We start from the raw sequence: 25,075 nt of genomic DNA, 5'->3' as shown, positions 1-25,075 counted from the left end.
GAAAGGACCTAGACTCGGCGGATGGCGAAGTATTTCGACGTGCACCCCGAGAATCCTCAGCGGCGCACCATCAGCAATGTGGCTGACAGTATCCGGTCCGGTGCGCTCGTCGCCTACCCGACGGACTCCTGTTACGCACTGGGATGCCGGTTGGGCAGTCGTGACGGCATCGGCCGGATCCGGTCCATTCGGAACCTCGACGATCGTCACCACTTCACCCTTGTGTGCCAGAACTTCGCGCAGCTGGGTCAGTTCGTGCACGTCGACAATGACGTGTTCCGCGCGATCAAGGCAGCGACGCCCGGCAGTTACACCTTCATCCTCCCCGCGACGAAGGAGGTGCCGCGCCAGCTGCTGCACCCGAAGAAGAAGACCGTCGGAGTCCGGATTCCCGACCATGCCGTCGCTCAGGCCCTGCTCGCCGAACTCGGTGAGCCGCTTCTCTCCAGCACCCTGCTCCTGCCCGACGAGGACGAGCCGATGACACAGGGCTGGGAGATCAAGGAACGGCTCGACCACGTGGTGGACGCCGTGGTCGACTCGGGCGACTGCGGCACCGAGCCGACCACGGTCATCGACTTCTCCGGCGGCGAACTCGAGATCGTACGCCGAGGGGCGGGCGACACCGCGCGGTTCGAGTAGTCGCGCCGACGGCATCACCACGAGCCCGGCCCTGCGTGAGCCGACGCGGTAACGGGCACGGGTGCCCATCCGGTTACGGGCACGGGTGCTCCTTGCCCTTGGGCCCCCACGTCGTGCGTTCATCGCCGCGCGCGATCGTGCCGCAGAGCAGCTCGGTCGCCGGCTCCTCGCTGCTGCCCCGCAGCACCGCAAGCAGTTTGTCCTCTGTCAGCCGTCCTCCGCCCGCCGCGCCGTGCGCGTCGATACGGCCGGTGGCGCCGTCGAAGCCCCCGCCGCCCAGGCCCTGGTAGAGCACGCCTTGCAGCAGTCCGCGGTCGAGGCGGTCGTCATGTCCGCCGGTGGTGCGCCAGGCCTGGTCGATGCCCTCGGCGAGATAGCGCAACGCGTCCCAGGCGAGAGCGACATGGCCGTCCTCGCGCATGTCCTTCGTCCTGGCGCTGTGGTCGCCGCCGTACGCGCGGTCGTACGCGGCGAGGAAAGCCGCGGCCTCCGGGCTCCGTGCCGCCAGCGTGGGGGCGTAGCCGTGCGAAACGTAGAAGAGGGTGAGGCCCTTGAAGTCGTCCCAGGGGCGTCGCTCTTCCGTCAGCGTGTTGGTGACGTCGTCACCGCCGAGCACGCTGATCTTCGGGCAGTCCCCGGAGATACGGGCGATCTCGGCCAGGAACAGCTGGAACTGGCTGGCCCGCGCCGACCACACCACCGCCGTCCGCGGCTCCTCACTCACCGCACGGCAGACCTCGCGGGCCAGGTCCTCCACGGTGGGCACGGGCCGCCCGCCGAGCGCACCCGGCACCGGTCCCGGTTCCGGTGCGTCGGTGGGGGTGTAGAGGAGTACGTCGGTGCGCCCCGGCCCGTACGACGCACGGAAGGACGCGCCAAGACTGTTGCTGTAGGCGTCGGTGGCGTCGGCAACGAGACTCACCCGGCGCGCCTTCTGCCCGCCCGTGGTCATCCCGGCGTTCGAAGCGAAGGCCGCCATCAGCTCGGCGGCCCGCGCATCGGTGGGGGCGGTCTGGTAGTAGTGCTCGCCCTGGCGAAGGAGTTCATCGGCGGTGCCCGAGGTGCCGACCATCGGGATGCCGGCCTTGTCGAGGGTGCGTATCGCGTTGTACGTATTGCGGCGGCTCTGCCCGAAACCGACGACGCCCGCGATGGACGGATCGCTCGCGGCGAGCTCCACGATCCGGTCGGCGACCGCGGGTGCGTCCTTGAAGCGGTCACCCGCGTTGGCGGCGAGCACCCGCAGCGGGACGCGCTCGCCGGAACGCAGCGCCTGGGCGTTGATGTGCTGCTGTGCCAGCGCGATGCCGCGCAGCTCCGCCAAGGTGCCGCCGCGCACCGGGTCTTCGGCGTCCTTGCCGCCGGTGAGCGGGCCGAAGTAGACGACGGTGCGGCGACCGGGGCGCGGGTCGTTGCCCGGCCGGCCCGCGAGCTCCTTGTCGACCTCCTCGTTCTGCCGCTCGATCTGCTGGAGCACGGCCCGTACGGCCTGCTCACTGGGCTCCTTACCGAAGCCGGCCGCGCCTTCGGCAACGCCGACACAATGCCCGTCCGTACCGAGGAAGGTGGAGCCCTGGCAGGGATCGTCCCTGTCGCGGCTCCCGAGGTCCGGTACGAGGACGAGGCCCGCGGCGAGTGCCAGCGCAAGCGTTCCGACGCCGAGCACTCCGGCCACCTCGGCGCCGGGACCCCAGCGCGGCGACGGCGTCACCAGCGTGGGCCAGCGGCCGAGCCAGTACACCGCCGCCTGGTCGTCCTCGGGTCCCTCGGCCACCGGCACGACGATGCCGGTCGGCTGCCCCGGCGTCATCCCGCGCCGCTCGATATTGATCAGCTCGGCGCCGGCGTGGGCGAGGCCCGATGCGTCGATGTCGGGGATGCGCGAGGCGAGCGAGCGTACGCCGCCCGCGACCGCGAACACGGAGGTGCAGCGCAAGTCCTCCATGGCGGAGCGGAGTTCACGAAGGAAGCGCTGTACGCGCGAGTCGGCGGGCCCCGCCTCGTCGAAGAGCAGCACGAACCGGGAGGCGCGGCGTCGCCGCCAGGGGTTGAAGAGACGGGTCCGGCACGCCTGGTCCAGGTCGGCGAGCAGGGCGTGCATGAGCACTCGGTCCATACGCTCCGGCTCGTTGGCGGGTTCGCCGTGTACGAGATCGAGCGCGGAGCGGAAGAAGTCGGTGGGCGGGCTGCCGTGCTGACGGCGCACCCACTCCGCGTACCAGCTGCGGCTGCGGGCACGCCCGAGCATGCGGCGGTTGGCGCGCCAGCCGTAGAAGGCACGCGGCAGCCGCTGGAAGAGCGGGCCCGCGACGAAGTTCCACAGCAGCTCGAGCAGCGTGCCGCCGTTGGCCTGGTCGCGGCCGCCGAGCCACCACAGGGTCTGGGCGGTGCGGGACCAGTTGCGGTACTGCGCATAGCAGTGGTTGCGCAACTCGGCGTGGCGGCGCTCCATGAGCCCCTCGACGGCGGGCGCGGTGACGACGGAGCGCAGCAACCGGTAGCTGTGCAGCCGTAGTTCACCGGTGCCGGGCGGCATGGTCTCGGCGAGCTGAAGGGTCAGATGCTCGAAGAGTTCGAGCGGTGGCGGCTCGGCCCCGTCCGGGATCTGCGGGATGTACGCGTGCGGGGCGAGGACCTCGCTGCGGCCGCGCATCCGCGAGCGGAGCCCCGTGACGATCCGGCGTCCCGCATTGCCGCCGTCCGGCTCACTGAGCAGGACGACGGGCACCCTGCTGCGGCTGCGCCGGGGCTGTACCACCAGTTTGTCGAAAGCGTCGATGAAGCGCTCGACGCCCGGATAGGCCGGAATACGGCTCTGTGGATCCCCTGCGGTCATGAGCAGGCCCCCTTGTTCCCCCTGAGAAGTAAGGGCTATTCCCCTTAACTGCCATACCCAAGCGTGGAGTTGGATCACATGGCAAGCACGGTTCTGCCGCGGCGGTGATGGTCGGCACAGGGCTCGGTGCTCCGGGTGCCCTCTCGCCGGTCAGTTCGCCAAGCCGCGCATGTGATGTCAACGAGGCCGACGCCACGCTCCGTCACCACCGAATGTGAGACAGGGCCGTCAAGTTGACATACCCCCAGGGGCGGCTCTTGCTGCCTCGGCCGACAGTCGCAGGCCGCGCGCCGCCCGGGAACGCCCGGCCGGCATCGAGCCTTGTTGTGGAACGAGTTGGCAATCCGTGGTGCCGGATCACGGGTACGCAATGAGCTGCGGGACCACCGGTGAAATCGCATCCGAATCAGGGCTGCACAGACGCCTGCGGGGACGAGCCGTGTCGCCGCCCCTTCGGGCACCAGGACCTCTCGTGCGGCCGCCCTTTCGGCCGTTCCGGGGGCCTTTGTAACGCCTCGACAATTGCGGTGACAGTCGGGCAGGTAAACGGCACACCGAACACCCCGTTGCCCTTGACCTTCAGGAGTCCTTGTGCAGTTGTCTCCCTCCACCCTCTCCTCTCGGACAGTGCTTGTCACAGGGGGGAATCGGGGGATCGGCCTCGCGATTTCCAGGCAGTTCCTCGAGCACGGGTATCGCGTCGCTGTGACACATCGCGGAAGTGGTGGACCAGCAGGAGCATTCGGAGTCACCTGCGATGTCACGAACCCAAAGGATGTGGATCGCGCCTTCACTGCCGTCGAGGAAGCCATCGGGCCGGTTGAGATCCTTGTTTCGAATGCCGGGGTGACGAGCGACTCGCTTCTGATGCGGATGCGCGAAGACCAGTTTCACGGAGTCGTCGATACCAACCTGTACGGCGCCTGGCGCTGTGCCCGACGGGCGACGCCTCGGATGCTGCGTGCGCGGTGGGGCCGAATGATCTTCATCTCGTCCGTATCCGCCACGTCGGGCACAGCTGGCCAGGCGAATTACGCGGCGAGCAAGTCAGCTCTCATTGGTCTTGCCCGGTCCATTACACGCGAGCTCGGTCCGCGGAACATCACGGCCAATGTCGTCTCGCCCGGGTGGATCGACACCGACATGACAGCAGCGCTGTCGCCGTCCCACCGGGCCGAAGTGATCAAGGAAATTCCCCTCGGCCGGGCCGGCACCGCTACAGATGTGGCCGGTGTGGTCACCTGGCTGGCCGCCGAGGCCGGAGCATACGTGTCCGGAGCGGTGATACCCGTCGACGGCGGCCTTGGGATGGGGTACTGAGGTGCCTGAACCGGCGGCGGGCGGCTTGCACTTCGGCAGTTCAACCCCCAAAAGACGTCTGATCGTAGGGATAACAGGAGCGACGGGAGTAGAGATCGGCGTCAGGCTCCTTGCGGTGCTCCAAGAACGGCCGGACGTGGAGACACACCTGGTGATGACCAAGTGGGCGAGAGCCACTCTCCAAATTGAGAGTGACTATTCTCCGCGGGACGTCATCGGCATGGCTGACTATCACTACGCACAAGCGGATCAGGCGGCTCCCATATCGAGCGGGTCCTTTTCGGTGGACGGTATGGCTATCGTTCCGTGCAGCATGAAGACCTTGGCAGGGATACGCGTCGGCTATGGAAGTGACCTTATCGGCCGTGCCGCCGATGTCACGCTGAAGGAGCGCCGCCAACTGGTGCTGGTGCCACGGGAGACGCCACTCTCTCCTGTTCACCTGGAGAACATGCTGGAGCTGTCCCGGTTGGGTGTGACGATACTGCCGCCCATGCCGGCTTTTTACAATCGGCCGAAGGGCATTTCGGACGTCATTGATCATACAGTTATGCGGATTCTTGACCAATTCGGCATCGATGCCGGAATCGGGTCGCGGTGGAGCGGAGTCCCGCATGCCGACGGGAACGGTTCTGAGGCACTGCATGGCGTCATCCGTTAGTAACGGCTACAAGACTTTGGGAGACAACTGGGATGCAGCGCCCGAACGATTTACGTGAATACATCGCAGCTCTGCGAGACCGTGGCGATGTGGTGGATGTGAGGCGGCAGGTGGATCCGCACCTGGAACTGGGTGCCATCATTCGTCGAAGTTATGAGACCCGTGCTCCCGCGCCGCTCTTCACTTCCTTGAAGGGGGTAACCTCGGGACGTCGTGTCCTTGGTGCTCCCGCCGCGCTCAGTTCGGATCCGAAGCGCCCTCTCTCCCGTGTCGCCCTCAGCCTGGGGCTTGCCATGGACACTCCCGGCGAGCAGCTCGTGGCACATATCGCCGAGTCCAGGATGCGTCCAGCGACTCCCCCGGTGGAAGTCGGGACGGGACCTTGCAAGGAGAACGTTCTTCTCGGCAAGGAGGCATCGCTGGAGGGCTTCCCCACTCCCTTGCTGCACGACGGGGATGGCGGCAGATACATCAACACCTGGGGAGCGATCGTCGCCCGCACACCCGATGGCGACTTCACCAATTGGTCGATCGCACGGATCATGATGGTCGACGGCACGCGCATGACGGGACTGGTCTCCCCAGGGCAGCATGTGCACAAGGTGTGGCAGCAGTGGGCGGCCCGCGGCGAGCCGATGCCTTACGCACTGGTTCAGGGTGGGCACCCGGCCCTCCCTTTCGTCACGGGGATGCCGCTACCGGACGGAGTGGAAGAAGCAGGTTTCCTCGGCACTCTGACCGGCGAGCCCGTCGAGGTCGTCCGGTGCGAGACGGTGGACCTGATGGTGCCCGCGAACGCCGAGATCGTGATCGAGGGGCATCTGTCGCCCACCCTGGACGCAGACGAAGGGCCGATGGGGGAGTTCACCGGCTATATACCCGAGCGCGGCGGCCGGCAGCCCAGCTACACGATCGAGGCCATCACCCATCGGCATGACCCGATTTGGCCGCATGTCGTCGAGGGGCAGCCCGTCGATGAGTTCCACACTGCTTTCGGGATCCCCTTTGCCGCCGAGCTCCTTGCGCATCTGCGCGCAGCGGGACTGCCGGTGACGACGGTGTGGTCCTCCCTCGAAAGCGCGAACCACTGGACCGCCATCACCGTGCCGCACACCTGGCGGGAGATACTGCCTGGCGCGACATCGAGTGACCTGGTCGAGCACATCGCCGACGCGCTGCGTTCGTGCCGCGCCTCCGTCTGGCTCAATCGGACGTTCATCCTCGACGACGATATCGACCCCACCGATGCCGGCCAGCTCACCTGGGCGCTCGCGACCCGATGGCACCCCACCGAGGGACACCATGTCCGCACCGGACTGATCGTTCCCCTGCTGGCGTGCTACACGGAGGCGGAACGCACCAAGGCCAGCGGTCCAAAGGCCTTCTACGACTGCCTCCTGCCGCCGCCTGGCGCAGGTCGACTGCCTCGGAGCTCCTTCGAGCACTGCTATCCCCAGGACCTGCAGCGAAGGGTCATCGACCGATGGGCTACCTGAGCACGCCCTCGTCCGTAACCGGTGGCGCGAACACCCTCCGAAAGGACCGCTGAGAAATGAGCTTCGCGACTCCTGCATCCCGGCGGGCTCACGCACAACACACCGAGACGTCCACATGGGTGGATGAGCTGCTGCTTGCAGGACCGGATGAGGAGCCGGTCCTGCAGCTCGGACAGGTTGTGGACCGTGCTGCGTTGCGCTCCACGGTCCAGTGCTTCCAACAGCGTCTGGAGAATGCCGGATTGGAGCGCGGCGGCTCGGTGGTCCTGCGACTCCCTCCGTCGCTGTCCTACATCGGCCACCTGCTTGCTGCCTGGCGCTTGGGCGCCCAGGTGACGGTTCTCGACCACCGGCTGACCGGGCGTGAGACAGACGCCGCAATGAATCAGATCAGGCCGCAGGTCTCGGTAACGCCCGACGAAACAGTCAAGGCGCTGCTTCGGGGCTATGTGGATGTCACGGCCCGCTACGACCCGTTGGCGGGCGTCCCGGCCCAGAGCAACCACGCACTCATCCAGCTGAGTTCCGGATCGACCGGAAACGCCAAGATCATCGGTCGGACGGTCGCCGGTCTCATCGAGGAAATCGACCGCTATCGCAGCATCGAGGGGATGCCGGGCCGAGGCGAACGAATAGTTCAACTCAGCTCCATCGCCCATGCCTTCGGGATGGTCGGCGGACTGCTCCACAGCCTGCGCACGGGCGTCCTGCTCACCCTGCCGGAGCGCGTCAGTGCCGCCTCCATTGTTGAGGCTGTGGCTTGCAGACCGGAACCGGCCACCATGCTCGGGGTGCCGTTCCACTTCGAATTGCTCACCGCCCGGGGCGAATCGCCGCGCCTTCCGCAGCTTGCCCGCGCTGTCACCGGCGGCGAAAGGATCCGCCCCGAGATCGCACAGCGCTTCACCGAGCTCTACGGGATCGGGCTCGGAGAGTGCTACGGAACAACCGAGACCGGCTTTGTCGCTCTGGACGTGCTCGGCCGGAATCGTCCGGCCGTCGGCCCGCCGGCTCCCGGTGTCCGGGTGCGGATCGAGCGGGGTGAACTCCTCATCGGCACGCCGTCGAACCCCTACCTCAGTGCCGGGCACACGGGTTCCTGGTCGCAGGGGTGGCTGCACACCCGCGACGCTGCCACCCGTGATGCGTCCACCGGTGTTGTGACGATCGTCGGCCGTCTGGACTCCCAGATCTCCATCGGTGGTTTGAAGGTCGACCTGACGGAGGTGGAGCGGACGCTCGCCGCACTGCCTGGGGTACGCGAGGCGGTGGCACTGTTCGACAGACGCATCGTCGCCTACTTGGTTGTGGAGCCCGGCACCAGTCCGGACCACGTCCATCGGGAGATGCGATCCCGGCTTGCCGCCTTCAAACGCCCCCGTGCACTGCACCTGCTGGCGGAGCTCCCGCGCACATCGAGCGGCAAGCTGGTGCGCGACCCGCACACGCTGCAGACCGCCGTGACACGTTCCAGAGGGCCCAGCGAGACGAGCTGAGAAGGCCTCAGGGATACGGGCAGCGACATCAGCCCGGGCAAGTGACCGAACGCCCGTGATCACCAAACATCCGGGATACCTTCCCGGACCTATCCGAACCAGGAGAACACCGCACCATGGCCACGTTCACACTGCAGTTCGTCGTCGATGTCCTCAGCGAACTCAACTACGACATCGACGAGGTCCATGACGACACCCTGCTGGGCCCGGACGGACTGGACCTCGATTCGCTCAGCCTCGCAGAGATCCTGATGCGGACCGAAGAGGCCTTCGGCATCCACGTCGACGACGACGAAATCGAGGAGCTGGCGGGCATGACGGCCGGCGCCTTCGTTGCGGCTCTGGCCACGCACGGAGGACGGCAGACGGCATGACGACACCCGCGCCGGTGCCCTCAGGCGCACCGCCCACCGCCCCGTCACCCCCGGAACGGACGGCAATGATGCACGGGACCCGAATCAGCCCAGGCACCCCTCGACACCCAGTCCTGGTGACGGGCCTGGCCGTACTCTCAGGCTTCGGGCGCGGCACCGAGCCGCTGCTGCAGCGGGCCTTTGTCGGTGCGACGGCCTTCCGGAGCGTGCGACGCTTCGGAACGAGAAATGATCAACACGGGGTTGCCGCCGTGTATGAGGACGCAGGGTCGCTGCTCGACGAGCTTGCCACGGTGACTGACCAGGCCTGTTCCATGGCCGGCCTGGTGCTTCCGCAACGCGGCACCACACCGCTGTTCCTCGCTGTTCAGCAGGACCACGAGGAATTCCGCAAGGACACCGTCGACCCCGGCACAGGCGGGGCTCGCGGATCGGCACTGGCCCTTGCCGAGCGTTGCGGGCTGAGCGCCAAGCGCGTCTACACCAATGCCTGCACGGCCTCGAGCACGGCCGTGGCAGAGGCCGCCTCCGCCATTGCCTCTGGGTATACCGACCGCGCGGTGGTCGCGAGCGGCTACCTCGTCGACCCGGACGGCTACGGCCTCTTCGCCGCCGGGGCAATGAGCGATGACGGACACATCCGGCCTTTCAGCGCCCATCGCCGAGGCCTGCTTCTGGGAGACGCCGTCGGGGCGATCGTCCTGGAATCCGAGGCCGCAGCACGGCGATCCGGCAGCCGGCCGCTGGCCCGCCTCGCGGGTTGGGCCCGGACCGGAGACGCCTACCACATGTGCCGCCCTCATCCCGAAGGCGCAGGAATGGCCCGCGTCATCACCAGTGCGCTCACCCGGGCGGGCATTACGGCTGAGGCAGTCGACTACGTGAACGCACACGGCACCGGCACCATGCACAACGATGCCGCCGAAAGCGCCGCGCTTCACCGCGCCCTGGGCGCCCATGCCCCCCGGGTGGCGGTCAGCTCCACCAAGTCCGTCCACGGCCATGCCCTGGAGGCGGCCGGAATGCTCGAACTGGTCATGACCGTGCTGGCCCTGCGGTCAGGACGGCTGCCCGTCAATGCCGGCTTCCTGGAGGCCGACGACAAGTGCACACTCAATCTCGTGCTCGGCGGGCCACGGACAACCCCCGTCCCTCGCTACGCCATAAGCCTCAATGCTGCCTTCGGCGGCGCCAACACCGCGCTGGTGGTGGGGCAGCCATGAGGTTACTGCCTTCGGCATCGGCGGCCGGTCACATCACTGCAGCCGGTCTGAGACTCCTCGGTCAAGGACACGCGCCCGCCGCACCGGGCGAGCCACTTGCACCCCTGCGCGGATTCACCGGCTCGACATTCAGCCCGGCGGCTGCCGCTGCCGCGGAAGCGTGTATGCATGATCAACCGGCAGACGCCGCAGACGCCTTCTGTACGGCCGTCATCCTGGTGAGCGTCCTCGGGGATATTCCCACCGCACGGACCTTCGCCTCGGCCGTGGACAGCGGACAGCGGGTGCCGCCCAGAATCTTCGGCATCTCCACCCCGAACTCCGTCATAGGGCACATTGCCCCTCGCTGGGGACTGAACGGGCCGGTGATCTCGGTCAGCCCGGTGGGCCCACCGCTCGACGAGGGAATCGAGCTGGCCACCCACCTTGCCCAGGACGGTGACGCCAACCGCTTCCTGATCATTCTCAACGACCCGCTGGACGTCCGCGCCGAGCAGTACGAGGCGACCGCGCTCCTGCTCACCGTAAACACACACTCCGACGCTGCATCTGGGGAGACACAATGAGCGGCACCCGCAGCATCCGTGGCGTCCTCGCTGCAGACACCCATCTGGGCGCCGGCAATGTCATCGAACGGCTCTTGGACCATGGGGTCGGGCGCGACGAGCCCGCCCTGACCTTCGACACACGGATCGACTCGCACCCTGCCTGGCAGACCCTGTCACTGGGCGAGCTGGACCGGTGCGTCGCGCGCCGCGCGGCCTGGCTGCGCGCTCGCGGCATCGGCAGGAGGGACGTGGTCGCCGTCTGCTCGGCACACGCACCCGACTATGTCCTGACGTTCTTTGCGGCCAACCGCCTCGGAGCCATCCCCGCCTTTGTCAACAACCGCCTTGACGAGGCCACCAGCGTCGCCTACCTGCGCCACCTCAAGCCGACTGCCATTCTTGCCGACCGGGCTCACCGGACGGTTTGGTCACAGCACAGCCTGGGCGCATCCCCTCTGTACGCCGTCGAGGACCTGGCCGACGAGCACCCGGAGACCGAGATCCCACCACATCGGCCCCGAGCCGATGACCCTGTTGTGCTCACGCATTCCTCCGGCACCACCGGGATGCCCAAGGCCGTCATCTCCACGCATGCGAGCCTGTTCGCCGGATTGCGGCACTGGCTGAGGCGGCCGCGCGCACAAGGCAGCGAACGTATGCTCAGCGTCCTGCCGATGCACAATTCCATGCTGGCCGCGGTGCTTTCGGCGCTGTGCAACCGATCGCGGTACCTCCAGTTGTCGTCCCAGAGCGGCGAGGGTGCCCTCGAGGCCATCGAGCGATGGCGGCCATCCGGGGTCTACGGGTTCCCCGGCACCTGGGTGGAGATCCTGGCCCTGCAACCCTCGCCCGACCAACTCCGCTCGGTACACGCCTGGTGGAACACCGGAGACAGCGCGCACGAGGCTCACATCCGCCGCCTCATCAGCTTCGGCCAGCATCAGGAGGCAACGGCCCACGGGCGTCGGACCGTTGACGGGTCGATATTCATCGACGGCTTCGGATCCTCGGAAATGGGGCACTCACAGTTCTCCGTCATCCACCGCCCGGGAACCGACCACTACAAGCGCTGCATCGGCCTTCCCCACTCATTCGCCGACGTCAGGGTTCTGGGGGCCGACGGATCCCCCGTGCCTGACGGCTGCGTCGGCCAGCTGGCCGTGCGGTCACCCACTCTGTTCGCCGGCTACTGGAATGATTCGGCCAGGAGCTACCTGTCGCGCCACGACGGGTTCTACCTCACGGGAGACCTTGGCTACCGGGACGGCGGCGGCTACTACTACCACGTCGACCGGACGGCTGATGCCGTGCAGGCGGCCACCGGCACGCCGATCTACACGACGCTCATCGAAGAGCAGATCCTTGCCCAATGCCCCGACCTTCTCGACTGCACGGTGGTCGCCTCCGACTTCGAGGGTGAGCCGCAGACCGAGATTCTGCTGACGCTCCGCCCCGAGGCTCAGTGTGACCCCGAATTGGACTACGAGACGCACATACTCGGGATGCTGGACGCAGCCGTAGCCCGGACCGTCAAAACCATCCGCATCGCCGGCCGGCGGATTCCCGTAGGGGCGACCGGAAAGGTGCGCAAGTTCCAACTCCGGGCGTGAGGTCGGGCCGCGCCTTCGACCCCTCGGGCGAGATAGATCATGAGCGCCGGCAAGCCGTGCGCGTGTGCTGATGCGCTCTTTGCGTGAAGTCCCAAGATTGGCGAGAGACAGAGATGACAGCTTCCCCTGAACCACCCTTCGTGCAGTTCTGGTGGCTCCATGACGCACGCTGGTACCAGGGTGTGCTCAAGAGGTTCGGCCCTGACGCCGCCAATGAAATCAACGAAGAAGCCGCGAAGTTCGTGGCCCGACGCGTCGCAAGGTGGTGCGCTGGACGCTATGAGATCAGTCTCGGAGGGCAGTCACTTGAGGAATTCCTGAAGGAATTCTCCCGGATACCGGCCGTCATGTTCCCTGACGACGGTCATATGCAGGTCGAGCACACCGTGCTCAATCCGATGGCCTGGGAGACCGTTGTCTCGGACGTCTTTCCCAAACGCATGCTCCGCGCGGCGGGAACGCAGGACGGGTACCGCTGCCCGTGCATGGGGATACGTTCCGGCTTTTTTGAGGCTGTCGGGCTGAAATGCCGCGACGAGCGGCTGGAGTGTGAGCTCGAAGGCGGCCAGGCGTGCCGATTCCGCACGACCTTGACGTCCCGTGAGGATACGCCCGGCGTTGAGAACGCACCTGCGGACGGAGCCGCACAATGAGCGAAGCGCGGCACTTCCCAGCGTCGGCTGTCGGCGCGCTCGATGTCCCAGAAACCACGTCCGTGGCTTCGGGCAACGGCCTGCCCGAACCGACTCGGGTCGACCTGTGGTGTGATCCCGTGTGCCCGTGGGCCTGGGCGACGGCCCGCTGGCTCGGAGAGGTCGACTGCCACCGACCACTGGACCTGCGGTTGAGGGTCATGAGCCTGGCCGTCCTGAACGAGCGGAAGGACGACGTCAGCCTGCGGTACCGGCTGCTTGCCCGGCACGGATCGGTGCCTGCCCGCCTGTGCATTGCCGCCGAACAGCAACACGGGCCGGCGGCGCTGGCTCGTCTGTATCCGGCGCTGGCGCGCCGGTTCCACCAGAAACCCGTCCAGCGCGGAGTCACCGCCCTGCGGGACGCGCTGGACGAGGCACAGCTGCCCGGTGAACTGATGCACAGGGCGGGATCGGACGCTTTCGACCAGGCACTTCTGGCCAGTCATCAAGCCGCGAGGGCCGCATACGGTGCCGATGTCGGGACGCCGCTGCTGCGGCTGCGCGATGCGCAGGACCGCACTGTCACCCTCTTCGGCCCGGTGCTGGAGCATGTGCCCCAGGGCTTGGATGCGGTCCGTGCGTGGGATGCCCTGACCACGCTGACGCAGGTCGACGGCTTTCGTGAGCTCAAGCGCCATCGCGGGAGTGAACCCGTACTCGACTGAGATCGCTGTTCCGCGGGCCAACAGACGCCATGGCACACCGGCGACGGCCCCTCATTCACCTTCAGCCTCGGCCGCTCTCTGTCCCTGTGCCTCACGAAAGGCCACAACGACCATGCTCACCGCCCCGTTTGACACCAGTGCCCCCGCCCAGCAACAGCCCGCCTGGCCAAACCCCCACCAGGTGAAGGAGGTACGCAACACACTGCGCCGCAAGCCCCCGCTGGTGACCGGCGCAGAGGTGACGACGCTGCGCTCCCACCTGGCGACGGCCCAGGCGAGGCATGCCCTCGTACTGCAGGGCGGGGACTGCGCGGAGCTGTTCGCCGAGTCAGGCAGCGAAGCGGTGCAGCGCAAGCTGGACCTCCTGTATCGCCTGGCGGATCGCTGCCGCTCCGCCACGGCGCTGCCTGTTGTGACCATCGGCCGACTGGCCGGCCAGTACGCCAAGCCGCGGTCCAGTCCGGTGGAGGAAATCCCCGGGGGCGGACTGGTGCCCAGCTACCGGGGCGATGCCGTCAACGGCCGGCAACCCGATCCACACTCGCGTCGCCCCGACCCACAGCGTCTGTTGACCGCATACGACTGCGCGCGGGCAACCTTGGAACAGGTCAGATCATCATGGCAGCACAGGCCCACGGCGGAACGCGTCTACGCATCGCACGAGTTCCTGCTCCTGGACTACGAACTTCCCCTGGTCCAGCGCCAGCACGGCCTCCGCTACGCGGGCTCTGCCCACTTCGGGTGGGTTGGGGAGCGGACTCGGCACCCGGCGGGAGCGCACGTGTCCCTTGCCCGAAGTATCGGCAACCCCGTGGGAATCAAGATCGGCCCGTCCGCCACACCGGATGACGTGACCCGGCTGGTCGCCACGGTCGGTGCAGCGGAAGAGCCCGGAAAGATCACACTGATTGTCCGCATGGGGGCAACGACTCTCCTCGAGACGCTTCCCGGCATCGTGGCCGCGGTCGCTCGGCAGGGCATTCCGGTGACCTGGCTCTGCGATCCGATGCACGAAAACACAGTGGTCACACCGCTCGGCCAGAAGACCAGGTCCCTGGTGGCGATGAAGGCAGAGATCGACGGATTTGTTTCCGTGCTGCACCGAGCGCGCGAATGGCCGGCGGGACTCCACATCGAGATGACCCCGAACCGGGTGGCCGAATGCGTTCAGGATCTGGGCGACATCGCTGCGTCCGCACCGCTCGGCCCGTACACCAGCGCCTGCGATCCACGCCTCGATGCAGCGCAGGCAGAAGAGATCGTCGAGCACTTCGTCAAGCTGCTGTAGCGGCGACCCGAAGGCAGCGGGAGGCCACCGGCCGACCACGTCCCTTCACCCCGCAAGGCCGCGGATGTCCCGAACACCGTGGCCCCGCGCACGGCTGCGCGGGCGTGTGCCTCATTGGAGTAGAGATGAACGAGCGTCACGACAGCATAGCCATCGTGGGGATGGGGCCTCGCGGCCTGAGTGTCTTCCTGCGCCTGTGCGCCAACCTGGCCCGGCGTCCCGGACGACCACCCGTCACCGTGCATCTGGTCGACCCCTACCCGCCGGGCCCGGGCCGGGTATGGCGCACGGATCAGTCTGAGTGGCTGCTGATGAACACGGTGGCTTCCCAAGTCACCGTGTATCCAGATGAATCCGTTGAGATGGCAGGGCCCCTCGTCACCGGGCCCAGTCTGTGGGAGTGGGTGCAGGCTGCCGTGGCACCGGGGGCTGTCCCGCTGGATGAGAGTTTCCTGCAGGAGGCGCGTGGGCTGGACGCCGATGCGTACCCCAGTCGGCGGCTCTACGGCGCATACCTGGGCTGGGCCTTCCGGGAGGCGGTGTCATCGGCGCCGCGCTCCCTGAACGTTGTCGTCCATTCAACCCGTGCCCTGCGGCTCGACGGTGATGGCGGAAAGACCGCTTCGGACTCGCAGGAGCAGCAACTGACTTTGGAGGACGGGACCGTACTGGGCGGCCTGAGGATGGTCGTCCTCACCCAGGGGCACACCCCGGTGTCTCTGAGCGCCGCGGAGCGTGCACGGGCCGAGTTCGCCAAGCGCACCCGTCTTACCTATCTTTCCCCGGGCAACCCGGCCGACGCCGACCTGTCCTGTATCGCCGCCGGGGACGAGGTCATCCTCTCAGGTCTTGGCCTGTGCTTCTTCGATTACATGGCGTTGCTGACCACGGGCCGCGGCGGCCGCTTCCAGCGGCGTGACGGCCAGTTGACCTATGCGCCGTCCGGACACGAGCCCCGGATGATCTGCGGATCGCGCCGCGGCATCCCCTACGTGGCCCGCGGGCGCAATGAGAAGGGCCCGTGCGGTCGACATGAGCCACAGGTGCTCACGGCTGCGCTCGCCGAGCGGCTCCGCGGCGCAGACGGAACGTCCCGGCGACTCGACTTCAGACGCGAGTTATGGCCCCTCATCGCCAAGGAGGTGGAGACCGTCTACTACACGCGCCTGGTCGCGCGGCGCGCGTCTGAAGCGGTGGCGGAGCAGTTCTGCCGCCGCTACCTGCCGACGCCCTGGCACAGCAGGGAGGAGGAGACCGTGCGGGCCGCGTTCGACATTGCCCCTGATGAGACCTGGGAGTGGGAGAAGACGGCGTTTCCGCACCGCGACCACATCTTCACCGACGCCGCCGACTTCCGCGGCTGGCTGCTGGACCATCTTGCTGCCGATATTGCGCAGGCCCGAGGCGGAAACCTCGGCGATCCGACCAAGGCCGCGCTGGACGTGCTGCGCGATCTGCGTAACGAGGTCCGGCTGGCCATCGACCACGGAGGGTTGTCCACCCGCTCGCACGCCGAGGACCTCGACGGGTGGTTCACCTCACTGAATGCCTTTCTGTCCATCGGACCGCCCGTCCAGCGGATCGAAGAGATGGCGGCCCTGATCCGCGCCGGCGTCCTGGAGCCGGTCGGCCCCGCCGCCGCCATTGACTGCTGTGAGACGCAAGGCACGTTCACGATCCACTCGCCGGCCGTGCCTGGTTCCTTGCGCGGGGCCAAGGCCTTGATCGAGGCGCGACTGCCCAAGCCGGACGTCCGGCGCACCGCTGATCCGCTCCTCGGACATCTCCTGCAGACGCAGCAGGGCACCTCGTATCGGATCCATGACGCGGACGGCAGCACATACGACACCGGCGGGCTGCAAGTGGCATGCAGGCCCTACCAGTTGGTGACCCCCCGCGGGCACAGACATCCCGGTGTGCTCGCCTTCGGTGTCCCCACCGAAGGCGTCCACTGGGGCACCGCCGCCGGGGCGCGGCCAGGCGTGAACTCGGTGTCCCTGGCGGACGCGGATGCCGTTGCGCGCGCGGTGCTCTCCTGCCTGGGGCACAACCGGCGCACCCCGGCCGAACACGGTGGCATGGGCCGCCAACCTGCCCGAGGTGCCCCTCGGGTTCAGCGGCGGAACACCGCCCTCCACTGAACCGGATCCCCGCGCCGAACCAGGCGACATGTGACAGGAGTGCACGATGTCCTCAGCCCTCCCGCCAACGAGCGACGACCGTTGCTACAGCAGAGCCGCAGCAGCAAGATACAGCGCCGAGGACAGCGGTCTGTTGACGCCCGTACGGGCGTCAACACCGATCGAGGCGGCGGTCTCGGACCTCGCCTGGCTGCAGGCGATGCTGGATGCCGAGGCGGCCCTGGCCCGTGCCCAGGCCCGCTTGGGCACGGTACCGGAGTCGGCCGCCGCCGCCATCACGGCGGCGGCCCGTGCGGACGCCCTGGACCTGCATGACCTGGCCCGGCGCGCCCGCGCGGCGGCCAATCCGGTGGTCCCACTGGTGAAAGACCTGGCGGCCGCCGTGCATGCGGCGTGCCCAGCGGCGACCCAGTACGTTCACCTGGGCTCCACGAGCCAAGACATCCTGGACACCGCCGCCATGCTGGTCTCGGCCCGCGGCATCGCGTTGATCCTGCGAGAACTGGACCAGGCAGCAGACAGCGTGGCGGTGCTTGCAGCCCTTCATCGCGACGACCTCATGGCCGGCCGGACCCTCACCCAGCACGCAACACCCATCACCTTCGGTCTGAAGACCGCCGGCTGGCTCCTGGGTCTCTTGGATGCCCGCCAGCGGTTGGACGATGTCATGCGCGCCAGTCTGCCCGTCCAGCTGGGCGGCGCGGCCGGAACCATGGCCGGCTACCTCGAGTGCGCCCTCGACGGCGCCGATGCTGCGAGACCGCCCGCGCACTACGGGCGGGATCTGACCGAGACCTTCGCCCGGGAGCTCGGCCTGTCGGCGCCCCTGCTGCCTTGGCACACCCGCCGTACCCCGATGGCCGACCTCGCCCACGCCCTCAGTGTGACCGCCGGATCCCTCGGCAAGATCGCCACGGATGTGCTCAGCCTTGCCCGTACTGAGACCGCAGAGATCAACGAGCCAGGCGATCCTGGGCACGGAGCCTCCTCGGCCATGCCGCAGAAACGCAACCCGGTCCTGGCCACCCTCATCCGGACGGCTGCTCTGCAGGTACCACCGCTGGCCACGATCTTGCTGCAGAGCATGGCGGCGGAAGACGAGCGCCCAGCCGGTGCCTGGCACGCGGAGTGGATGCCTCTGCGGGAAAGCCTCCGCCTTGTCGGCGGCGCGGCTCACACCGCTACGGATCTGTGCGCACGCATGGTTGTCGACCCGGCCCGGATGCGCAGCAATCTGGAGACGACCGGCGCGCTGATGACCACCGAGCGTCTCGTCCACGCCCTGCGCGCATGCTTCCCGGACGGCTCGGCCGCGTCGGCCGTCGCCCAGGCCTGTCACACCGCCCTGACCGATCACCGCCCCCTGGTCGATGCCCTCTTGGACGTCCCCCAGATCCGGGAAAGGTTCTCCGCCGACGACATCGATGACCTGCTCGACCCTTCTCGCTACCTGGGAGCCTCCGCCGATCTCGTGGATCGCGCCCTCGATCACTACGCCGAACAACGGGGCGGCAGCAGCTGACGCTGCGGCCGGCGAGACATCCGTGCACGTCGCGGCCGGTGCCCCGGCCTTCGCGCCGGGCGTCAGTTCCACCGCAACAGCCCGTACCCGTACAGCACTTTCACCTACAGGAGACGCATCGACATGAACGCCATCACTCCCCGCCTCTGCGGCAACGACGCCCTGTTGGCCGCAGCCCGGGCCGTCATCGCCGGCGGAGGCAGCAGCAACATGCGCAATCTCGGGATCCAAGATCCTCTCGTCGTTGACCGCGCCATGGGCGCCCGCCTGTGGGACGTAGAGGGCAACGAACTCATCGACGTCAACATGGGCTACGGCCCTCACCTGTTCGGCTACGCTGACGCCGAGGTGGTGGGCGCCGTCAGCGAGCGCCTGCGCCTTGGGGCCATGACCGGGATCATCCACCGGCTCGATCCTCAAGCGGGCGAACTGATCTCCGCCTTGATGCCCTCCGTGGAACAGGTCCGTTTCGCCAACTCGGGCACCGAAGCCATTACGTCCGCGATCCGCCTGGCCCGCTTCCACACTGACCGCACGCTCGTCGTGACCTTCGAGGGCCACTACCACGGCTGGAGCGACACGTTGCTGCGCGGCGCGATCACCGCTGGCAGCACCGGGCAGCACGGCCGAACCGAACTGCACGCTGCCCCTGGAACAAACCCCGAGGCGCTGTGGCACACCGTGCAGCTGCCCTGGAACGACACCGATGCCCTCACCCGCTTCTTTGCCGACCGGGGTGCCGAGGTCGCCGCAGTGATCTGCGAACCCATCTGCGCAAATGCGGGTGTAGTGCACCCGTTACCCGGTTTCCTCGCGCAGCTGGCCCAGTTGGCCGCAGACAACGGCGCGCTGGTTGTGTTCGACGAGGTCATCACCGGCTTCCGGGTGTCGCGCGGCGGCGCTCAGGAACTCCTGGGCATCCGGCCCGACATCAGCATCATCTCGAAGGTGCTCGGCGGTGGCTTCCCCGTCGCCGCCTTCGGCGCAAGCCGGGAGATCATGAATCCGCTGGCACGCAACGAGGCCTTCCACGGCGGCGTCTACAGCGGCAACCATGCCGCTGTACAAGCCGTGGTCAGCATGCTCGGCAAGATCCAGCGCAGCCCCTCGGTCTACACAGACCTCGAGGAATCCTGCTCCCACCTGGAGAAGAAGCTGCGCGACAGCTTTGCAGAAGCCGGCCGGCACGTGCGGATAGCTCGCGCAGGCTCGGTGATGTCCGTTGCCGTCCTGAGCGGACCGCAAACGGGGCTCGAGGCGTACGACGCGGCGATGGACGCCATCGATTTCGCCGCACACCGACGTTTCCAGGGGCATTGTCAGCGCGGTGGACTGTACTTCCATCCCAATCCTCTGGAGCCGTGGTTCCTCAGCAGCGCACACAGCCGTGAGGACATGGATCGGATTGTGGATGTGGTCGCACTCGGTCTGCGGGCCTTGGCGGAGTAGACCGCCCCACGAAACCGGCAGCCATGGCCCCTTGTTCAGTGGCGGACCAGGAAACGCCACCGGCGAGAGCGCCCAGCATCATCACGGTGGCGCAGCCTGTGGGTGAGCAGCCGGGCGCGGGCACGCCCGCCCCGGCCTCGCCGACAGGCCGCGGCAGAGGACTCGGACGGTCGGAGACCCGCCAGTGGAGCAGTTGACAGCCGACGTCGCAGCCCGTCGCGGCGAAGGCCCCTGCGGGCAGATGCGGCAGAGCGGCACATCCCCATCGCAGCACGCAATCGTGGCCGTCTCATCGGCACGCGGGCAGGAACGGGAGGCCGCCCGTGCGCTGCTCCTGCAGTCGGCCTCCGGCATGCTCGGTGTCAACGGCATCGGGAATCTCGAGATCGGCCACCGCCCCGGCGGCCAGCCCTATCTCATCGGAGCTTTGACGGACACTCACATCAGCGTGAGCCATGGGCGCGGCGTGGTCGCGGTCGCGTTGAGCCCGGCCGGGCCCATCGGCATCGACATCGAGACGGTGCGACCGCTGCCGGCCCCGGCCTTGAGCCGCAGATACTTCCCCACGACCGAGGCCGAATGGCTCGAAGGCTTGCCCGCCCTCGACCAGGCGGCGGCGTTCTTGTGGCTGTGGAGCGCAAAGGAAGCGATCGGGAAGGCTCGCGGCGTAGGCCTGCGCCATGGTGGTGCCCGGCAGCGGATACCTCTGCCGGCCGTATGGCCCCCTGCGGCTACCAGCCTGCGGCTGAGAGAAGTGCCCGGCAGCCCTGGGATGTGGCTGAGCGAGCCGGTGCTGTGGCGGGGATGCGTCGTGGCACTTGCGGCTGTCGGGCACGTGCTGAAGCCGTTCAACCTGGAGGGGGTTCCGCGCAGCCCTGGCGGGGAAGCAGCCGTGCCGTCTCCCCTCGAGGGGCACGGAACATCCCGACCGCATCCTCGAGAGCCGTCCGCAACACCCGTACGTCGGTGATCAGTCGACCACCGGTGGGGCAGATCCGCCAGTGCAGGCCCGGCCCCCGGACACGGTGCGGGGGCGGCACAACCAGATGCTGCGTCATGCCGAGGGGACGGGTCTCCGGGACGTCCCACCCGGCTGTCGAACCCTGGCGAACGAACCAGTAGACGGCGGGCTCGCGCGGGTCCTCGATCACGGCACCGCTGCGGTGCCCCAGGATCTCCAGCACATGTATGCCGATGCTGCGCGGCACGCGGACGGCGTCCCAGTCGAAGCCGGCGGCCTGCAACTGGCAGTCCGCGGTGGTTGGCAGAGCGGCCGGTCGGGCCGGCTCAGAGTTCATGGGGCATCGGCTCCTCGCCGTACCACGGCCGGTGCCGCAGCAGGGCCGGGTCGGACGGGCCACTGCGGGGCGCGCCGCCCGCCGCCCAGAGCAGCACCGCGACGACCACTGGCGCTATGGCGCGTGGTCCGCTCCTCATCTGTGGTCGTCGTCGCACGTTCACCTCCTTCACGGTCGCCCGGCTACAGCTACCGGGCGTCCAGTCAGATGATCAGCGTTCGAGCCATCCCTCCGCAGCCCCAATCAGGGCGGTTCTTGGGGCAGTCGGGCCGCACGAAAGTGTTCCCGCTCGCCGGCCCGCGGGGGCGCCCGCGCTGACCTGTGACCGATCCGAGCCGCTCGTCGCCGGTCACGCAACCCCGCCCAGATAGGCCTGGACGACGCGGGGGTCGGCGGACAGGTCGGCCGCTGTGCCCTCCAGTACCGTCTCCCCGTTCTCGATCACATATCCCCGATGTGCGATCTTCAGCGCAGCCGTGGCGTTCTGTTCGACGAGGAGCACCGCTGTGCCGCCGAGGTTGACGTCCCTGATCACCTCCATCACCGCGGCGACCATGAGCGGGGCCAGGCCCATCGACGGTTCGTCCAGCATCAGCAGATCGGGGCGGGCGACAAGGGCCCGGCCGATGGCGAGCATCTGCTGCTCCCCACCGGACAGCGTCCCGCCGTGCTGGGCCCGCCGTTCGGCCAGCCGGGGCAGCAGTTCGTAGACCTCCTCGACCCGCCGCGCGAGTTCGGCGCCGTCGCGCACCAAATAGCCGCCGAGCAGCAGGTTTTCATGCACGGTCAGGGTGCTGAAGATCCGCCGTCCCTCGGGGACGTGCACCACTCCTCGCGCGACGATCTTCGACGGAGCGGTCCTCGTGATGTCGTCACCCGCGTGCACGATCCGGCCCGCGGCGGGTCGGACCAGCCCCGAAACCGCCGACAGAGTGGTGGTCTTGCCCGCGCCGTTGTTGCCGAGCAGCGCGACGGTCTCCCCTGCGGCCACGCTGAGGTCGAGCCCCCGCAGTGCCTGCACTCCTCCGTATCGGACGTCGAGGCCGTAGATCTCAAGCATGGTGTGCCCCCTTCCCGTCGAATCCGGCGCGAGCGGCATGGACTTCGTCGTCGTCGGCCGCCCGGCCGAGGTAGGCCTCGATGACGGCCGGGTCCTGCCGTACCTCCTCCGGCGAACCGTCGGCGATCTCCTTTCCGAAGTTCAGCACGACCACCCGCCCTGACACCTCCATGACCAGGCCCATGTCGTGCTCGATGAGCGCGATCGCCATGCCTAGCTCCCGGATCCGGCGGATGAGGGCGAGCAACTCGGCCTTCTCGCCGTGGTTGAGCCCGGCGGCAGGCTCGTCGAGCAGCAGCAGCTTCGGCCGTCTGGCCAGGGCGCGGGCGATCTCCACCCGGCGCTGCTCGCCGTACGGAAGGTGACGTACAAGACCGGCCCGGTCGCCGCGGAGCCCGACGAAGTCCAGCCATGTGTGGGCCTCGTCGGTGCTCTCGCGCTCGCTGCGTCGATAACGGGGGGTGTGCAGCACCGCGTCGAGGGTGCTCTGCCGCAGCCACAGATGGGTGCCCGCCCGTACGTTGTCCAGCACCGACAGTTCGCCGAACAGCCGCAGGTTCTGGAAGGTGCGGGCGAGGCCGCGGGCGGCGACCGCAGACGGGCGCAGGCCCGTCACGTCCTCTCCCGCCAGCCGGACAACGCCCCCGGTCGGCTGGTAGAACCCGCTCACGCAGTTGAACGCGGAGGTCTTTCCGGCACCGTTGGGGCCGATGATCGAGACGATCTCGCCCTCACCGACGGAGAAGGTGAGGCCGTCGACGGCACGGACTCCGCCGAAAGCCAGCCGCAGATCCTTTACTTCGAGAATCACTCTTCCTCCTTTGCCGGCGCGCCGGGTGCGCCGGGCGTGCTCCGCGCCGCCGTGTGGTCGGGCTCGCGCGAACGGTGCGGCCAAAGGCCCTGCGGGCGAAGCAGCATCACGACGATGAGCAGTACGCCGAAAACGAAGTAGCGGTAGTCGGCCAGGCCTCGCAGCAGCTCGGGCAGCAGACTGATGACCACGGCGCCGACCACGACGCCGGGCGTGGAGCCCATACCGCCGAGCACGACCGCCATCAGGACAAGGGCGGACTGCAGGAAGGTGAAGCTGGCCGGGGAGATCGCCGAGAGCTGGCCGGCGAACAGCACGCCCGCGAGTCCGCCCCAGACCGCACCCGCGACATAGGCCGCCAACTTGACCCGGTAGGTATGGATTCCGCTGGCCTCGGCAGCGTCCTCGTCCTCCCTGACGAATCGCCAGGCGCGGCCGATACGGGAGCGGCCGAGCCGCGCGGCGAACAGCACCGCGACCGAGACGATCAGTACGGCGGTGTAGTAGAAGACGACCGGGTCGGAGAGCGTGTCACCGAGCAGCCCGGGGATGCCGTAGATCCCTGAGGGACCACCGGTGATGTCCAGATTGCTCGCGACGATCCGGATGATCTCCCCGAAGCCGAGGGTCACGATGGCCAGATAGTCGCTGCGCAGCCGCAGCGTGGGACCTCCGATCACCACTCCGGCCACCACCGTCACCACGATGACGACCGGCACGGTGGCCAGGAGCGGGACCTTCAACTCCGTGGCGATTACCCCGCCGGTGTATGCGCCGACCGCGAGGAAGGCGGCGAAGCCGAGGTCGAGCAGACCGCAGTAGCCGACGACGATGTTCAGACCGACGGCGAGCATCACGAAGATGACCGCGCTGGTCATGACGTTCATCGCGTACGGAGTGGCGATGACGAACGGGGCGAGCAGGGCGGTCAGCAGCCCGGCCCAGCCCAGCCTTCGGCTTTCCAGCAGCCGCGTGACGGGCGAGGGACCACGGCCCTTGACGGGCTTCACCGGTGGGTTCTGGACGGCCGTCATCACACTCGCTCCGTTACACGCTCGCCGAGCAGGCCGGTCGGCCGCACGGTCAGGAAGAGGATGAGGAAGCCGAAGGCGAACACATCGCGCCACTGGCCTCCGAGCCAGTCGGTGCCGAAGGACTCCAGCAGCCCCAGGACGAGGCCGCCCAGCATGGTGCCCTTCATATTGCCGATGCCGCCGATGACGGCCGCGGTGAACGCCTTGAGCCCGATGATGAAGCCCATCAGGAAGTCGATCTTTCCGTAGTACGCGCCGGACATGACTCCGGCGGCGCCGGCCAAGGCCGAACCGATGAAGAAGGTACGGGAGATGACCGCGTCGACGTTGACGCCCATCAGCAGGCACGCTTTCGGGTCGAGCGCGATGGCGCGCATCGCACGGCCCTGGCGGCTGCGCATGACAAGGGTGTTCAGCGCCACCATCAGCCCGGCGGCGATCGCCATGAGTACGAGCTGCTGAATGGTGATCTTGGCACCGAACACCTCCACGGCGGTGCCGTCGAGACGTACCGGATAGACCCTCGGGTTGGGGCCGGCGACGATGCGGACGCCGTACTCCAGCGCGAACGACGCGCCCACCGCGGTGATGAGCAGCGAGAGACGCGGCGCCCCGCGCAGCGGCCGGTAAGCCACCCGCTCCAGTGCGACGCCGCCCAGGCCGGTCGCCAGCATCGTCAGCACGAGCACGACGAACAGTGCGAGCAGCGAACTTGAGGGGACGAAGCCGCCCAGCGCGCCGAGCATCGCGAACCCGGAGAACGCTCCGAGCATGTAAAGGTCACCATGGGCGAAGTTGAGCAGCTTGATGATCCCGTAGACCATGCTGTAGCCCAGGGCCACCAAGGCGTAGAACGAGCCGACGAACAGCCCGTTCCAGATCAGCTGTGCCATGCGAAATCCTCCG

The 25,075-nt window shown here is 67.9% G+C and carries 23 protein-coding genes and 1 pseudogene; 16 read left to right on the top strand and 8 right to left on the bottom strand.

The features are described 5' to 3' along the window. Positions 1–21: 21 nt before the first annotated feature. Positions 22–642, top strand: coding sequence for an L-threonylcarbamoyladenylate synthase (locus OG729_RS04005; RefSeq protein ID WP_360865346.1), 621 nt, complete (start codon positions 22–24; stop codon positions 640–642). Between the two features lie 73 nt (positions 643–715). On the opposite strand, the gene OG729_RS04000 is transcribed toward OG729_RS04005, so the two are convergent. Further along, positions 716–3,478 (bottom strand): ABC transporter substrate-binding protein, encoded by a 2,763-nt coding sequence (locus OG729_RS04000; protein WP_405804316.1) that lies wholly within the window; start codon positions 3,476–3,478, stop codon positions 716–718. A 597-nt stretch (positions 3,479–4,075) separates the two neighbouring features. On the opposite strand from OG729_RS04000, the gene fabG reads away from it, so the two are divergent. The 14 genes from fabG (at position 4,076) to OG729_RS03930 (ending at position 19,966) form a co-directional block, all read left to right on the top strand. Continuing rightward, on the top strand, positions 4,076–4,798 hold the full coding sequence (gene fabG / locus OG729_RS03995; protein ID WP_405811040.1) for a 3-oxoacyl-ACP reductase FabG: 723 nt from the start codon (positions 4,076–4,078) through the stop codon (positions 4,796–4,798). Positions 4,799–4,823: 25 nt separating this feature from the next. Then, positions 4,824–5,459 carry a UbiX family flavin prenyltransferase gene (locus OG729_RS03990; protein WP_405811039.1) on the top strand — a complete coding sequence of 212 codons (636 nt, stop codon included), beginning with the start codon at positions 4,824–4,826 and terminating at the stop codon, positions 5,457–5,459. Between the two features lie 32 nt (positions 5,460–5,491). After that, positions 5,492–6,955 carry a UbiD family decarboxylase gene (locus tag OG729_RS03985; RefSeq protein WP_405804315.1) on the top strand — a complete coding sequence of 488 codons (1,464 nt, stop codon included), beginning with the start codon at positions 5,492–5,494 and terminating at the stop codon, positions 6,953–6,955. Positions 6,956–7,011: 56 nt separating this feature from the next. Beyond that, positions 7,012–8,451, top strand: coding sequence for a fatty acid--CoA ligase family protein (locus tag OG729_RS03980; protein ID WP_360865334.1), 1,440 nt, complete (start codon positions 7,012–7,014; stop codon positions 8,449–8,451). Positions 8,452–8,567: 116 nt separating this feature from the next. Then, on the top strand, positions 8,568–8,825 hold the full coding sequence (locus OG729_RS03975) for an acyl carrier protein (protein ID WP_360865331.1): 258 nt from the start codon (positions 8,568–8,570) through the stop codon (positions 8,823–8,825). A 251-nt stretch (positions 8,826–9,076) separates the two neighbouring features. Continuing rightward, on the top strand, positions 9,077–10,048 hold the full coding sequence (locus OG729_RS03970; protein ID WP_360865328.1) for a beta-ketoacyl synthase N-terminal-like domain-containing protein: 972 nt from the start codon (positions 9,077–9,079) through the stop codon (positions 10,046–10,048). A gap of 164 nt (positions 10,049–10,212) precedes the next feature. Further along, positions 10,213–10,614, top strand: coding sequence for a hypothetical protein (locus OG729_RS03965; protein WP_360865326.1), 402 nt, complete (start codon positions 10,213–10,215; stop codon positions 10,612–10,614). Next, a complete protein-coding gene (locus OG729_RS03960; RefSeq protein WP_405804312.1) occupies positions 10,611–12,206 on the top strand; it encodes an AMP-binding protein in 1,596 nt (531 codons plus the stop codon). The genes OG729_RS03965 and OG729_RS03960 overlap by 4 nt, the downstream gene beginning before the upstream one ends. A gap of 113 nt (positions 12,207–12,319) precedes the next feature. After that, a complete protein-coding gene (locus OG729_RS03955) occupies positions 12,320–12,859 on the top strand; it encodes a hypothetical protein (protein WP_360865320.1) in 540 nt (179 codons plus the stop codon). Continuing rightward, complete coding sequence (locus OG729_RS03950; protein ID WP_405804310.1) at positions 12,856–13,566, top strand: disulfide bond formation protein DsbA; 711 nt, start codon at positions 12,856–12,858, stop codon at positions 13,564–13,566. Before OG729_RS03955 ends, OG729_RS03950 begins: the two co-directional genes overlap by 4 nt. 112 nt (positions 13,567–13,678) lie before the next feature. Then, positions 13,679–14,854: a 3-deoxy-7-phosphoheptulonate synthase gene (locus OG729_RS03945; protein ID WP_405804309.1), complete on the top strand. Its 1,176-nt coding sequence runs from the start codon at positions 13,679–13,681 to the stop codon at positions 14,852–14,854. A 125-nt stretch (positions 14,855–14,979) separates the two neighbouring features. Further along, entirely contained in the window at positions 14,980–16,995 is a 2,016-nt protein-coding gene (locus OG729_RS03940) for an FAD/NAD(P)-binding protein (RefSeq protein ID WP_405804307.1), read from the top strand. A gap of 46 nt (positions 16,996–17,041) precedes the next feature. Further along, a complete protein-coding gene (locus OG729_RS03935; RefSeq protein WP_405804306.1) occupies positions 17,042–18,517 on the top strand; it encodes a lyase family protein in 1,476 nt (491 codons plus the stop codon). A gap of 123 nt (positions 18,518–18,640) precedes the next feature. Further along, positions 18,641–19,966, top strand: a complete 1,326-nt coding sequence (locus tag OG729_RS03930; RefSeq protein WP_405804305.1) for an aspartate aminotransferase family protein — start codon at positions 18,641–18,643, stop codon at positions 19,964–19,966. A gap of 438 nt (positions 19,967–20,404) precedes the next feature. On the opposite strand, the gene OG729_RS03925 is transcribed toward OG729_RS03930, so the two are convergent. Next, the gene (locus OG729_RS03925) at positions 20,405–20,533 is read right to left on the bottom strand and encodes a hypothetical protein (protein WP_405811463.1); all 129 of its coding nucleotides are present in this window, start codon (positions 20,531–20,533) and stop codon (positions 20,405–20,407) included. Between OG729_RS03925 and OG729_RS03920 the strand changes: the two are divergent. Beyond that, positions 20,487–20,588 (top strand): annotated as a pseudogene (locus tag OG729_RS03920) (hypothetical protein); the annotation flags it as partial. The gene OG729_RS03925 and the pseudogene OG729_RS03920 sit on opposite strands and share 47 nt — an antisense overlap. Before the next feature lie 226 nt (positions 20,589–20,814). Here the strand turns inward: OG729_RS03920 and OG729_RS03915 are convergent. The 6 genes from OG729_RS03915 to OG729_RS03890 all read right to left on the bottom strand — a co-directional run bounded on the left by OG729_RS03915 (position 20,815) and on the right by OG729_RS03890 (position 25,062). After that, complete coding sequence (locus tag OG729_RS03915) at positions 20,815–21,264, bottom strand: hypothetical protein (protein ID WP_360866258.1); 450 nt, start codon at positions 21,262–21,264, stop codon at positions 20,815–20,817. After that, entirely contained in the window at positions 21,254–21,421 is a 168-nt protein-coding gene (locus OG729_RS03910) for a hypothetical protein (RefSeq protein WP_405804304.1), read from the bottom strand. The genes OG729_RS03915 and OG729_RS03910 overlap by 11 nt, the downstream gene beginning before the upstream one ends. A 192-nt stretch (positions 21,422–21,613) precedes the next feature. Next, positions 21,614–22,324, bottom strand: a complete 711-nt coding sequence (locus tag OG729_RS03905; RefSeq protein WP_360865299.1) for an ABC transporter ATP-binding protein — start codon at positions 22,322–22,324, stop codon at positions 21,614–21,616. Then, positions 22,317–23,135 carry an ABC transporter ATP-binding protein gene (locus OG729_RS03900; protein WP_360865295.1) on the bottom strand — a complete coding sequence of 273 codons (819 nt, stop codon included), beginning with the start codon at positions 23,133–23,135 and terminating at the stop codon, positions 22,317–22,319. Before OG729_RS03900 ends, OG729_RS03905 begins: the two co-directional genes overlap by 8 nt. Then, positions 23,132–24,169 (bottom strand): ABC transporter permease subunit, encoded by a 1,038-nt coding sequence (locus OG729_RS03895; protein ID WP_360865292.1) that lies wholly within the window; start codon positions 24,167–24,169, stop codon positions 23,132–23,134. Before OG729_RS03895 ends, OG729_RS03900 begins: the two co-directional genes overlap by 4 nt. Continuing rightward, complete coding sequence (locus OG729_RS03890; RefSeq protein WP_360865289.1) at positions 24,169–25,062, bottom strand: branched-chain amino acid ABC transporter permease; 894 nt, start codon at positions 25,060–25,062, stop codon at positions 24,169–24,171. The genes OG729_RS03895 and OG729_RS03890 overlap by 1 nt, the downstream gene beginning before the upstream one ends. Positions 25,063–25,075: the final 13 nt, after the last annotated feature.

Origin of the sequence: Streptomyces sp. NBC_00210 (genome assembly GCF_045160975.1) — a bacterium.
Taxonomy (GTDB): domain Bacteria; phylum Actinomycetota; class Actinomycetes; order Streptomycetales; family Streptomycetaceae; genus Streptomyces.
Note: the sequence above shows the minus strand (reverse complement) of the source record. Positions and strands in the feature narration are given on the sequence as shown.

Excerpts from the sequence above, each read along its gene's own strand:
- OG729_RS04005 (WP_360865346.1), top strand. The coding sequence starts at position 22 with ATGGCGAAGTATTTCGACGTGCACCCCGAGAATCCTCAGCGGCGCACC.
- OG729_RS04000 (WP_405804316.1), bottom strand. The coding sequence starts at position 3,478 with ATGACCGCAGGGGATCCACAGAGCCGTATTCCGGCCTATCCGGGCGTC.
- OG729_RS03985 (WP_405804315.1), top strand. The coding sequence starts at position 5,492 with ATGCAGCGCCCGAACGATTTACGTGAATACATCGCAGCTCTGCGAGAC.
- OG729_RS03980 (WP_360865334.1), top strand. The coding sequence starts at position 7,012 with ATGAGCTTCGCGACTCCTGCATCCCGGCGGGCTCACGCACAACACACC.
- OG729_RS03975 (WP_360865331.1), top strand. The coding sequence starts at position 8,568 with ATGGCCACGTTCACACTGCAGTTCGTCGTCGATGTCCTCAGCGAACTC.
- OG729_RS03965 (WP_360865326.1), top strand. The coding sequence starts at position 10,213 with ATGCATGATCAACCGGCAGACGCCGCAGACGCCTTCTGTACGGCCGTC.
- OG729_RS03960 (WP_405804312.1), top strand. The coding sequence starts at position 10,611 with ATGAGCGGCACCCGCAGCATCCGTGGCGTCCTCGCTGCAGACACCCAT.
- OG729_RS03955 (WP_360865320.1), top strand. The coding sequence starts at position 12,320 with ATGACAGCTTCCCCTGAACCACCCTTCGTGCAGTTCTGGTGGCTCCAT.
- OG729_RS03950 (WP_405804310.1), top strand. The coding sequence starts at position 12,856 with ATGAGCGAAGCGCGGCACTTCCCAGCGTCGGCTGTCGGCGCGCTCGAT.
- OG729_RS03945 (WP_405804309.1), top strand. The coding sequence starts at position 13,679 with ATGCTCACCGCCCCGTTTGACACCAGTGCCCCCGCCCAGCAACAGCCC.
- OG729_RS03940 (WP_405804307.1), top strand. The coding sequence starts at position 14,980 with ATGAACGAGCGTCACGACAGCATAGCCATCGTGGGGATGGGGCCTCGC.
- OG729_RS03935 (WP_405804306.1), top strand. The coding sequence starts at position 17,042 with ATGTCCTCAGCCCTCCCGCCAACGAGCGACGACCGTTGCTACAGCAGA.
- OG729_RS03930 (WP_405804305.1), top strand. The coding sequence starts at position 18,641 with ATGAACGCCATCACTCCCCGCCTCTGCGGCAACGACGCCCTGTTGGCC.
- OG729_RS03915 (WP_360866258.1), bottom strand. The coding sequence starts at position 21,264 with ATGAACTCTGAGCCGGCCCGACCGGCCGCTCTGCCAACCACCGCGGAC.
- OG729_RS03905 (WP_360865299.1), bottom strand. The coding sequence starts at position 22,324 with ATGCTTGAGATCTACGGCCTCGACGTCCGATACGGAGGAGTGCAGGCA.
- OG729_RS03895 (WP_360865292.1), bottom strand. The coding sequence starts at position 24,169 with ATGACGGCCGTCCAGAACCCACCGGTGAAGCCCGTCAAGGGCCGTGGT.
- OG729_RS03890 (WP_360865289.1), bottom strand. The coding sequence starts at position 25,062 with ATGGCACAGCTGATCTGGAACGGGCTGTTCGTCGGCTCGTTCTACGCC.